Raw genomic sequence first — 9,028 nt, 5'->3', positions numbered from 1 at the left:
TATCTTAATTTTTCTCTGTGCTCTCTGTGTCTCTGTGATCTAATCCCTGCTTTGCTACCAATGGACTTGCTTTCCTTACTCTTCAACAAGCAATTTAGGTGCTCTGGGAGCTCTTATTCTATGGGTTGTAGGTAGTCCGGAACCCAATAACGGTCTCACATAAAATTTAAAGGCATCGGTTACATCATTACCTTCGGCATTAATGAACTCATCCGGCATCAATCTCGTTTTCCCGGCAATATCTTTCAAACCGACCAATCTATAATCGACCGAATAATATCCTGTCCTAATAATAGCTATCGAACCATCTAAGTTATGCCAGATGGCATATTGTACTGCCTTTTCGCCCACTTCACGTGCTTCATATTGATCTATATCGGAGACACAACCAACAAATGACCGTTGGAGATAACCGAGAGTGTCTGATCTTACTCTTTTAATTTTTAGGTTATCTTTAATATATTGAGCAAGTAGATCACCCAAAGATCCGGAACCTGACAGTTGTACATTACCATGAGCATCTCTTTCTACACAATCGCAGAGTTTGGTTGCTATCGGAACTCCATCCTTATCCTGAATGCCTTCTGAGACGGCGATCACGCAACGTCCATACTGGTCATAAACCTTTTTAACATCCTGTAAAAACTTTTCTCTGCTGAATGCTCTCTCAGGAAAATAGATCAGATGGGGACCGTCATCGGGATATTTTTTGGCTATGGAAGAAGCAGCCACCAGAAAACCGGCATGACGACCCATAACAACTCCAATATATACTCCTGGTAATGCCCTATTATCGAGATTAGTGCCCATGAATGCCTGTGTTACAAAGCGTGCTGCTGAACCATATCCGGGTGTATGATCATTTAAAACCAGATCATTATCAATCGTTTTCGGAATATGAATAGCTCGAAACTCATAATCGGACTTTTCTGCTTCATCATTGATAATTGCTACAGCTTCCGAGGAGTCATTTCCACCAATATAAAAGAAATATCTGGCATCGTGTGCCTTCAGAACTTTAAAGATCTCGCGGCAATACTTTTCGTCAGGCTTGTCTCTTGTAGATAGCAGGGCTGATGATGGAGTCTTGGCTACTTCTTCTAGATTATGCTTTGTTTCCTGTGTCAGATCAAGAAAATCCTCTTTTAAAATTCCTGCTAAACCATGTTCTGATCCATAAACCCGGGTGACCTGTGGAAATTTCCTCGCCTCTAAAGCAACTCCAACCAATGATTGATTGATCACTGCTGTCGGACCTCCACCCTGTGCTACTACAACCTTTCCTCTCAATTCCATCAATATTCCTCCTATTATAATTCTATTGTTCAATTTTTCATGATAAGTTCTCTTAAAGGACAGCACATCTTTGCTGTTCTCGATTTTTATGTCAATTTAAAACAAGAATGGTATTAGCTTTCAAATATTTAGATAGAATTCAGCAGTAGAGAAAAAAATTGTGTCATATTAGATAGATAATGATCGCATTATTTGATATATCTTAACTTCATTACGCGCAAGAAGTTAGAATATATCTATGCCTTTATAAAAATACTGCAGATTGAACCACAAAAAATCTGTTCTTTCAATAAGAAACCATTAGGGAACCCTATAGTCGGATGGGTTCCGACTATAGGGTTCCCTAAAGATAAAAGTAAAAAAATTTAATCTAATCGTTACTTGATGAAAGTGCCGTCATGAAGCTCACGGAAAGCGGTTTGGATCTCCTCTTTGGTGTTCATCACGATAGGACCTTTCCATGAGATAGGTTCACCAAGGGGTTTACCGCAGAGAAAGAGGAATCTAAAATCTTCTGTGAGTGCCTGAATCGAGATCTCGTCACCATCTTCGAAGAGAACCGTTTGCCGATTAACTATCTTCTGTTCATCGATGATTGCCTCTCCTCCGTAACAATAAATAAAACAATTGTGTTCGGTAGGTGTAGGAAGAGTTAATTGTCTGTTTGCCGGTATCATCACATCCCAGTATTGAGGTTCGATAACGATATCGTTTACTGAACCGGATACTTTGCCATAATTCCCACAAATGATCTTTATCTCTGCTCCCTCTGCTGTTTTCACAAGAGGAATATCGGAAGCTCTGATATCTCGATAGCGGGGCTCCATCATCTTCTGCTTGGCAGGTAGATTAGCCCAGAGTTGAAAGCCATACATTTTACCATCTTTATCCGGCTTAGGCATTTCCTGATGGATGATACCGGAACCTGCTGTCATCCATTGCACTTCCCCTTTGTGAATAGTACCGCTGTTTCCGAGACTATCTCCATGCTCAGCAGAACCAGCCAGCATATAAGTAATGGTCTCTATCCCGCGATGAGGATGCCAGGGAAAGCCAGCTAGATACTTGTCAGGTTCATCATTACGGAAATCATCCAGCATTAGAAAAGGATCAAAGAGGGGTGTTTCCGAATAACCGAAAGCCCGTTTTAAATGAACTCCGGCACCCTCTAAAATAGGAACTGCAGTTCTAATTAGTTTAATTCTACGCATCGTTACTCCCTTTTTAGAGATAAGATAATAAAGAACTATAGAATAACAAGGAGAATGAAATGGTGATAAAAAAATTGAAAATAGTATCTAATACCCAAAAGTGTCACTCTGAGTGATTTCCGGTGAGCTTCATGCTCTCTCTTTCGGGAATACTATCGAAGGGGAAAACAAGGGGTAAAAAAGTGTCTGTTTAATGAATTCTTCGATACATTCTGTCCAATGCAGAGCTAGAAGAAAAGACCAGAACACTCAGGATGACTATATCTGTATTCTAACTTAAATGATAGAAGATGTAAATTTAGCGGGGAATATCTTGACAGAGTTTAAGGGTTTTTAAGATTAGATATGTAGCTTGATGGTGAGCAAAGAGGGAATTCCGTGAAAAGCGGAAGCGGTCTCCGCCACTGTAAGCAGCAATTTTAAGAGGTATCGGGTCACTGTTCTGAAAAGCAGAATGGGAAGGCTCGGTGATTAACCTGCTGCAAGCCAGGAAACCTGCCATTGAGTCATTTTGTTGAGTTCTGCGGATGAAGGAACTGGCAGAAGATTCTATCCTTATTTGCTCCCCTTAAAAGTAGTTAATAGCTATTAGTTATTAGTGAAAAACCTGCGGAAGGATTAGTGGGTCTGTTGGCAATAAAGCAGGAAGACAAGAAAGAAAAGGGATAGAGATATGAAGTATTTAGTTTTATTAGTGATATTTATACTATTGATCTCATGTAGTCAAGAACGAGAAAGATCCGAAGAAGATCGTTATGTTATTACCTCACCTGAAGTTGGAGAAATTTTCTATCTGCTGCAAGGGGTAAAGAATGTCGTTGGAGTTACTGAAGAGGTCGATTATCCTGCAGACTTTAAGGAAATTCCTAAAGTGGGTAATTTCGGAGCTGTTAGCAGAGAAAAGATCATCGCCTTAGATCCGACTATCGTCTTTACATCCGGTTTGGAACAAGAACATTTATCTTTCGAACTCGAAAAAGCTGGTATTAAGACTGTTTCCATCTATCCGCAATCAATTAATGAGTTTTTGGTCAGTATAGAAGAGATCGCTAAATATCTCAAGATTGAAGAGAAAGGGAAAGAAATTGCCGATTCTTTAAGAAATGAGATCGATAATCTGCGATATCTTGATAAGGAACGACCAAGTGTCTATCTAGAGATATATGGCAACCCTATAATGAGTGTTTCTCGATACTCTTTTATCGGAGAGATTGTTGAGCTGGCTGGAGGGACTAACATCTTCGATGAGCTACCAAGAGATTACAGTAGGGTTCGTGCCGAAGATGTAATAATGGCAGATCCGGATATTATCATCCTCACTTATCCGGGAATAACCGCAGAAGATGTGAGATCACGAAAAGGGTGGCAGAATATCAAGGCCTGTCAGGATGGTAGGATATACACGATAGAAGATATCGATCCCGATATCATTCTCCGAGCAAGTCCGAGAATTATTGAAGGGATCAAGAAACTGCAGGAGATCTTCTTTGATGTTTAAAAGTAGCAAAGAATTAACCACGGATACACACGGATGAAAAAATGATGAACACAGATGCCCCAGCGGAAGTAGAGCAAGGAAATGATTAAAAAAAAAGAGAAAAAGAGAGTACGGAGAAAAGATTGAGATTCTCTAGTAGAAGGAATAACAGAAAGAGGATTGTTTTATAAAACAATATGTTTAGTACATTACTAAACTAATGTCATCCTGAGTGTTCTGCTGTAAGTTTCTTGCTTTAACTAGCAGCAGAATGTATCGAAGGAGGAAGCATTAGCAAGGAAAGCTATGAAGAGTAAAATTGTTATACGAGGATTGATATTTGGATTATTGGCGGTAGGAATTGTATATATGTACTTAACTTACCGGGCTAGTTCAGGTTATATAGTGGCTCAAGTCCGTTTTCCGAGACTGCTGTTAACATTTCTGACAGGATTTGTACTGGGAGGTGTTGGCTCTGTATATCAGATCATGCTCAATAACCCACTGGCAGAACCATACATATTGGGAGTATCTTCGGGAGCTGCTTTAGGAAGTGTTATTGCGATCATTCTCGGCTTATATCTTCTTATCCCTGTATTTGCCTTTGTCGGTGCACTGATCCTGATCCTTATCGTTTGGTATCTGGCTCAGATCGGTGGCTTTTTTAGCAGTACCAAACTACTCCTCTCCGGTATTATTGCAGGAATGTTCTGTGCTTCGCTTATTTCCCTGCTGCTCTATCTTAATCAGCGAGAGATTGGCAGCATAATAGGTGTTCTGATGGGTAATCTCGGTCATATATTTAGTATTAAGGAATGGCAGGTCTTTCGTTTCGTCGTTGGTGGATCAGTTCTTTTGATGATATATCTCTTTAGTCTGTCAGATAAGCTAAATATCCTGACTAGTGGTGATTTAGTAGCAGCCAGTTTAGGGATTGAGATCAAACAGATCAGAAGAAATGTCTTCGTTGTCAGTTCGCTACTGGTCGGGGTTACAGTTGCCTATGCTGGAATAATAGGTTTTGTTGGGCTATTAGTACCACATATCGTAAGAATGCTCTTTGGTAATGATCAAAGGCGAGTGTTTCTGCTCAGTGCTCTGGGAGGTGCAATTTTTCTCATTCTCTGTGATTTTCTGGCTATGCATCTCACCGTGATCGAGATTCCGGTTGGGGTGATTACTGCTTTCGTTGGGTGCCCTTTCTTTGTTTATTGCTTTGCGAAGAGAAAATAATGAAAGCAGAGCAAGCATCATCCACGAATGCACACCGATTAAAAAAGGATGAACACGGATGCCCCAGCGGAAGTAGAGCAAGAGTAAAATATAAAACATAGAGACACAGAGATCACGGAGAAAAGATTGAGATGCACTGTGGGAGGAATAGCAGGAAGAGAAGATTTAGGAGCCCCAGCGGTAGTATAGCAAGAAGTAATAAAAAATAGATCAGATCTTTAACAGGTACATATTGTGAAGAATAGGTTAAAATTAGGTGTTAGGTTTTAGGGATTAGGTGATAGGAAAAACCTGCGGAAGAATAGTAGGTTTTAACTAAAGAATTAGCACGAATAAAAATTAGATAGGTTAGACAATAAGATTACTGTGATAAAGTAATATTCTGAACGATGTAGCAACAAAAAAAGGACGACTAGCTGTCGCCTCTGAAATGAATCTTTCTCTCATCACCATTCCACCTTTTCACACTTTTATCTGTGTACATCAGTGATACAATTAGTGTGAAATCGTGGAAGATTACATCATGGTGATCTTGATGTCTTTGATCTCAGGGTATTTTTCGAGATGTTCCTTAATTTCATCAACAATATTATCACGATACTCATCAAATTTTGGAATATCGAGATCAATAATTGCTACACCCTCATCCCAGCCGACATATTTGACCATTTTGAGTTCAATCAGATTCTTACCGACTTTGGGGTAGAGTATTTTCTCTAACTCTTCAATGATAGTAGCTTTGGAAAATTTCTCCTGCTCAGCCAGATTATGAGATATCTCATATTTCTTGATCGCTGATCTTAAAGTATCTACTGCCAAAACAGAGCAGTGCATCTTGATCGGTGGCAATCCGTCTAACTCGGAAGCAGCATCTTGCCAAGTTATCTTCTTCGCCTCTTCCAGCGTTTTACCCTTAGCCATTTCGGTAATGATAGATCCTGTGGCTATATTGGAAGCACAACCGTAAGACTGAAATTTTATGTCTTCTATGATCAATGTTTCTGCATTTACTTTAAGATAAACAGAGACCTGATCGCCACAAGCGGGACTTCCTTCTGTAGCGACTGCATCGGCATCCTCGATCTTGCCTCTGTTTTTGGGGTTCATGAAGTGTTCTAATACTTTTTCTGAATATTCCATCTTTTACTCCGTAATTTATGTTACTTGTTCCCAGGATACAGGGTGCTACCCTCACGCAGTTTTTCAACGACTTTAATTAATCTTTCGACTAAAATGTCAATATCTTCTTTGGTATGATAACGACTGAAAGTAAATTTCATCGAGCCGTGAGACTGTTCGTGAGTTCTACCCAGCGCTTTGAGCACATAGTTAGGTTTCAAGCCCTGAGAAGCACAGGCACTGCCGGTAGCAACCGATATATCCGACAGGTCAAGCATCATCATGATCGCCTCACCTTCAATATAATCGAAAGAGATATTGAGATTATGAGGAGCCCGCTTCTCTCCAAGAGGTCCGTTGATCAGAATATAGGGGATCTTCTCTTTTACCTTTTCGAGGAAGTAGTTACTGATCTCTTTTAAATGAGAAACATAACCGTCGTAATCAGAAAAGATCAACTCGATAGCTTTAACTAACCCGGCTGTATTGGCAATACTAATACCGCCGGTTTGTAAGTCATCCAACCTGACAATGCCATGAATAAGCGGATTAAGCTTTACCCCTTTGCGTACATAAAGAAATCCGGAGCCCTGTGGTCCATAGATCTTATGCCCGCTGACTGACATCATATCAATACCGAGCTGATCTACATTAATGGGTATCCTGCCATAAGCTTCACAGGCATCAGCATGAACATATATCCGATGTCCTGAGCCCTGCAGGATCGCATTGATCTCTTCCAGTGGCTGTATTGCACCTACAGTATGATTGGCTAAAGTGGTCATAAAGAGGATGGTTTCATTTTTAAGCGAGCGCTTGAGCTGATCCAGATCAATGAAACCCTTATCGTCAACCTGCAGATAAGTTACCTCAAAACCACTCTGTTCGAAGAAGGCGGCATTAGTCAGGATGTCGGGATAATCTACTACCGAACAGATGATATGATTCCCTTTGTCGGCATTAGCCAGAAGAAACCCTTTGATAGCTATGTTATTAGCAAGTGTGCCACCGGCAGTAAAATGGATTTCCGGACTATTAGCCCCGATCGTCTTGGCTACTATCTCTTTCCAATCATTAAGATTACGAGATGCTTGTGTACCTGTCTTGTTAAAGTTCTCGGGATAATAATAGTTGTTTTGCAGATAAGGAAGCATGGCTTCTACAACTTCCTGAGCCGGTTTAGTGGTTAAACAGTTATTAAAATATATTCTCTCGTTCATGATTGTTACTCCTTGGCTTCATTGAGAAATCGAGATAAGTGAATTTGGGACAGATGAGTATCCAATTCACTCTCAATTTCTTCCCAGACATTGAAGAAATCGCATGGTTCACCAACACAGTAAGATCGTTGTCCTTCTTTACCGCAACAGTTAAGCTTTACCGGCTGATCATCAATGGCTGACATTATCTCTTTGAGTGAAATTCTTGAAGGGGGACGATTAAGAATGTAACCGCCATAAGCACCCTTAATGCTATTCAGTAATCCGGCTGATTTCAATTTACGGAATATCTGCTCCATGTATTTGATAGGAAGATTCTGCTTCTCGCACAACTCTCGAATAGCAAGCGGTTTCTTTGCCGGTTGCATAGCGAGTTCTATCAATCCACGAATGGCATATTCCGTCTTTGTTGTTAACTGCATTTTTCACTCCTGTTAATAACATAGTAAATTAGTAGGAATTGTCAAATGATTTCGTGCCTTCATCTTCTCTTACCTCTAAAACCTGTTCTTTCACATTATGTACTTGTAAGGTATTGATCTCAAGATGTTTAACGAGAGCGAGGATAAGATGATAAAATTGCAAAATGTATCGACCGGTTATTACAAACAGAAGGTGATTGAAAATTTAACCCTGACCTTTCGTAAAGGTGAATTCTGCTCAATCTTAGGACCAAATGGAGCAGGAAAATCGACTCTTCTGAAAGCAATTATCGGCTTCCTTCCTCTGTCACAGGGAGATATATATATCAAAGATAAGAACTTGAACTCTTGGCAGCGTAAAGAACTCGCTAAAGTTATCTCTGTCATTCCTCAAGAGATCACTTATCAGTTTGATTACACAGTCACAGAACTTGTTTTGATGGGGCGCTATCCATATCGAAATTTTTGGCAGACCTATTCGGCAGCAGACAGGCGAGAAGTTGATGCTGTTTTAGACGAATTGCACCTCTTCCCATTACGCTATAAACCATATTCACAATTGAGTGGCGGTGAAAAACAGCGGGTCAATATAGCGCGTGCCTTAGTTCAAAAAACCGAGATCATCCTTTTAGATGAAGCATTAGTACATCTCGATATCAATCATCAACTCGATATTATCAAACTATTAGCGGATATAAACCGTCATCATAACAAACTGATCGTGCTGATCTCACACAATATAAATCTTTCCTCCGATTATTGCGACCGGATCATGATCCTGAAGGATGGACAGCTTTTTTCTGAAGGTACCCCCCAAGATGTTATTACAGTCGAAAATCTGAAAAGGGTGTATAATACAGAACTACAGATATTTGAGAACCCCTTTACAAAAAAACCGAATGTCTTCTATAAATGAAACCATAAGAAGGCGTAGCAAGGATTAACCACGGATACACACAGATATAAAAAAATGATGAACACAGATGCTCCAGCGGAAGGAATAGCAAGAAAGATTATAAACTATAGAGGACACGGAGAGAAATTAAGATG

General features: G+C 40.0%; 8 protein-coding genes and 1 riboswitch. Of the genes, 3 read left to right on the top strand and 5 right to left on the bottom strand.

The features are described from left to right. Window positions 1-75 precede the first annotated feature (75 nt). Together K0B81_09575 and K0B81_09570 are read right to left on the bottom strand one after the other, a co-directional pair. Window positions 76-1,296 carry a 6-phosphofructokinase gene (locus tag K0B81_09575; protein ID MBW6516842.1) on the bottom strand — a complete coding sequence of 407 codons (1,221 nt, stop codon included), beginning with the start codon at window positions 1,294-1,296 and terminating at the stop codon, window positions 76-78. 377 nt (window positions 1,297-1,673) lie between these two features. After that, window positions 1,674-2,507, bottom strand: coding sequence for a pirin family protein (locus tag K0B81_09570; GenBank protein ID MBW6516841.1), 834 nt, complete (start codon window positions 2,505-2,507; stop codon window positions 1,674-1,676). A 310-nt stretch (window positions 2,508-2,817) separates the two neighbouring features. Then, a riboswitch (cobalamin riboswitch) is annotated at window positions 2,818-3,025 on the top strand. A gap of 155 nt (window positions 3,026-3,180) precedes the next feature. On the opposite strand from K0B81_09570, the gene K0B81_09565 reads away from it, so the two are divergent. Beyond that, window positions 3,181-4,005, top strand: a complete 825-nt coding sequence (locus K0B81_09565) for a helical backbone metal receptor (protein MBW6516840.1) — start codon at window positions 3,181-3,183, stop codon at window positions 4,003-4,005. Between the two features lie 285 nt (window positions 4,006-4,290). After that, window positions 4,291-5,217 (top strand): iron ABC transporter permease, encoded by a 927-nt coding sequence (locus tag K0B81_09560; protein MBW6516839.1) that lies wholly within the window; start codon window positions 4,291-4,293, stop codon window positions 5,215-5,217. A 516-nt stretch (window positions 5,218-5,733) separates the two neighbouring features. Here K0B81_09560 and K0B81_09555 read toward each other — a convergent pair. The 3 genes from K0B81_09555 to K0B81_09545 are packed head-to-tail and all read right to left on the bottom strand — an operon-like array spanning window position 5,734 to window position 7,978. Continuing rightward, window positions 5,734-6,357, bottom strand: coding sequence for an iron-sulfur cluster assembly scaffold protein (locus K0B81_09555; GenBank protein ID MBW6516838.1), 624 nt, complete (start codon window positions 6,355-6,357; stop codon window positions 5,734-5,736). A 20-nt stretch (window positions 6,358-6,377) separates the two neighbouring features. Further along, window positions 6,378-7,559 carry a cysteine desulfurase gene (locus K0B81_09550; protein ID MBW6516837.1) on the bottom strand — a complete coding sequence of 394 codons (1,182 nt, stop codon included), beginning with the start codon at window positions 7,557-7,559 and terminating at the stop codon, window positions 6,378-6,380. A 2-nt stretch (window positions 7,560-7,561) separates the two neighbouring features. Continuing rightward, the gene (locus K0B81_09545; protein ID MBW6516836.1) at window positions 7,562-7,978 is read right to left on the bottom strand and encodes an Rrf2 family transcriptional regulator; all 417 of its coding nucleotides are present in this window, start codon (window positions 7,976-7,978) and stop codon (window positions 7,562-7,564) included. A gap of 148 nt (window positions 7,979-8,126) precedes the next feature. Between K0B81_09545 and K0B81_09540 the strand changes: the two genes are divergently transcribed. Beyond that, window positions 8,127-8,894 carry an ABC transporter ATP-binding protein gene (locus K0B81_09540; GenBank protein MBW6516835.1) on the top strand — a complete coding sequence of 256 codons (768 nt, stop codon included), beginning with the start codon at window positions 8,127-8,129 and terminating at the stop codon, window positions 8,892-8,894. Window positions 8,895-9,028 lie beyond the last annotated feature (134 nt).

It is taken from the genome of Candidatus Cloacimonadota bacterium (assembly GCA_019429305.1).
Taxonomy (GTDB): domain Bacteria; phylum Cloacimonadota; class Cloacimonadia; order Cloacimonadales; family JAJBBL01; genus JAHYIR01.
This window is presented reverse-complemented; position numbering and strand designations above follow the sequence as displayed.

What these genes read in the sequence shown, in the direction of transcription:
- K0B81_09575 (MBW6516842.1), bottom strand. Translation starts at nt 1,296, where the DNA reads ATGGAATTGAGAGGAAAGGTTGTAGTAGCACAGGGTGGAGGTCCGACA.
- K0B81_09570 (MBW6516841.1), bottom strand. Translation starts at nt 2,507, where the DNA reads ATGCGTAGAATTAAACTAATTAGAACTGCAGTTCCTATTTTAGAGGGT.
- K0B81_09565 (MBW6516840.1), top strand. Translation starts at nt 3,181, where the DNA reads ATGAAGTATTTAGTTTTATTAGTGATATTTATACTATTGATCTCATGT.
- K0B81_09560 (MBW6516839.1), top strand. Translation starts at nt 4,291, where the DNA reads ATGAAGAGTAAAATTGTTATACGAGGATTGATATTTGGATTATTGGCG.
- K0B81_09555 (MBW6516838.1), bottom strand. Translation starts at nt 6,357, where the DNA reads ATGGAATATTCAGAAAAAGTATTAGAACACTTCATGAACCCCAAAAAC.
- K0B81_09545 (MBW6516836.1), bottom strand. Translation starts at nt 7,978, where the DNA reads ATGCAGTTAACAACAAAGACGGAATATGCCATTCGTGGATTGATAGAA.
- K0B81_09540 (MBW6516835.1), top strand. Translation starts at nt 8,127, where the DNA reads ATGATAAAATTGCAAAATGTATCGACCGGTTATTACAAACAGAAGGTG.